General features: G+C 36.3%; 2 protein-coding genes and 1 pseudogene. 1 reads left to right on the top strand and 2 read right to left on the bottom strand.

Annotated features, from left to right (window positions below; translation table 11 throughout):
• Positions 1-100 (top strand): annotated as a pseudogene (locus I2D69_RS19845) (CDP-alcohol phosphatidyltransferase family protein); the annotation flags it as partial.
• A gap of 177 nt (positions 101-277) precedes the next feature.
• Here I2D69_RS19845 and I2D69_RS14120 read toward each other — a convergent pair.
• Both I2D69_RS14120 and I2D69_RS14115 read right to left on the bottom strand, forming a co-directional pair.
• A complete protein-coding gene (locus tag I2D69_RS14120) occupies positions 278-451 on the bottom strand; it encodes a hypothetical protein (protein ID WP_226815871.1) in 174 nt (57 codons plus the stop codon).
• On the bottom strand, positions 444-1,151 hold the full coding sequence (locus I2D69_RS14115; protein ID WP_207741816.1) for a S24 family peptidase: 708 nt from the start codon (positions 1,149-1,151) through the stop codon (positions 444-446). Before I2D69_RS14115 ends, I2D69_RS14120 begins: the two co-directional genes overlap by 8 nt.
• Positions 1,152-1,446 lie beyond the last annotated feature (295 nt).

Raw genomic sequence — 1,446 nt, 5'->3', positions numbered from 1 at the left:
ATCAGATCTGTTGATTGGTTTGTGCGCTATAATGATGGTCATATCGGTCGCTCTGTATATTATCCAGAATACCAGGACGCTTAAGGGAGAGACTGTATAAGCAATTTTATATTGCAATGACTAGAAAAATATTTAGGAGAAGATAGATATAAACAGTAAGTCAAACACACAAACTATGGAGTCTTTAGTCGGTTTAATAAAATTTTAGATAGAAAATAAATCATTATAAAAAGATCCTGTTCATACTATGATATATAGAACAGGATCTTTATTTACTTTATTTCGCCAGGAAATTGCTCTGAATCTCCATCGGCATATGATAAGCCTGGCCTCGTTTTGTCAGGCTGTATAATTTAAAGCTCATTAGTTCCGGAGTCGCATTCAATGAACTGCAGAGTCCGAAATAATCCAGGTCCTCGTTCTGAACCATCAGCCTTTTAAAATTAGCCAACTACTTTTCCAAAAGTTTTTAAGATGGATCCGGAAGTGACTTGGATAGGGGCATATTTTTTATTTAGAGAAATAAGCTGAATACCGGAATCGGATTGATGATATTTCTTTACATAAGCATCACCATCAAGGAAGAAGACACCGATTTCTCCTTCTTCAAGTGTTTCTTGTTTATGAATCCAGATGATCTGTCCATCCAGATAGAGAGGCTCCATGCTGTCACCACATACCCGGACACCGAAGTCAGCACTGGAAGATACTTCATCACCAACTTCAATTTCGGAAAAACGGTCGGAATCAAGGAATTGTCCTGTTCCAGCTGAAACCGGGAGATCATAGAGACTGAGAGTTCTTCGTGGAAATTGATAAATGATTGGTTCTTCTCGAATGTATTCCCCACTTTTCATTAATAGGTTCATGTAGTCAAGAACTTTGGCTTGTCCTTCGTCATTTAATTTGGAGAAAAGTTTCTCATCCGTTCCAATCTGGAATGTTCTATTTATATCGGAAATCCCAAGAATCTCACAGAGGGCAAAAAATTGTAAAACATTTGGCAGGTTTACATTTTTTTCCCATTTACTGATAGAATGAGCTTTTACATCTAAGCCTCTTTCACACAGAAGAGCTGCCAGTTGTGGTTGAGACAGTTTTCGGTCTTTTCTTTTATTAGCAATAATGGATCCAAAATCTTTCTTTATCATCATACACCTCCATATGCAGGTATTTATTCCCTATATATACTATAACCCATAACAGATAAAAAATCAACAATAATAGCGTTAAAATCCATAAAAACGACATATCTGCTACTTTACAAAGATTTAAAAGCGATATATAATGCCTATATAGAAAAAGAACACACGTTCTAAAAAGGAAAGGTGAAAATGTGGAAAGAACAATATTGCACAGCGATGCCAATTGTTTTGTGTGACTTGAAAGTCACTACATTTATTGTCTTACCGTAAGGTGTAAGACCTGCTGTTCCGTCAGTTGAGT

The sequence above is a fragment of the Ruminococcus sp. D54t1_190329_F1 genome (assembly GCF_015551645.1).
Classification (GTDB): Bacteria; Bacillota; Clostridia; order Lachnospirales; family Lachnospiraceae; genus Blautia_A; species Blautia_A faecis.
Note: the sequence above shows the minus strand (reverse complement) of the source record. Positions and strands in the feature narration are given on the sequence as shown.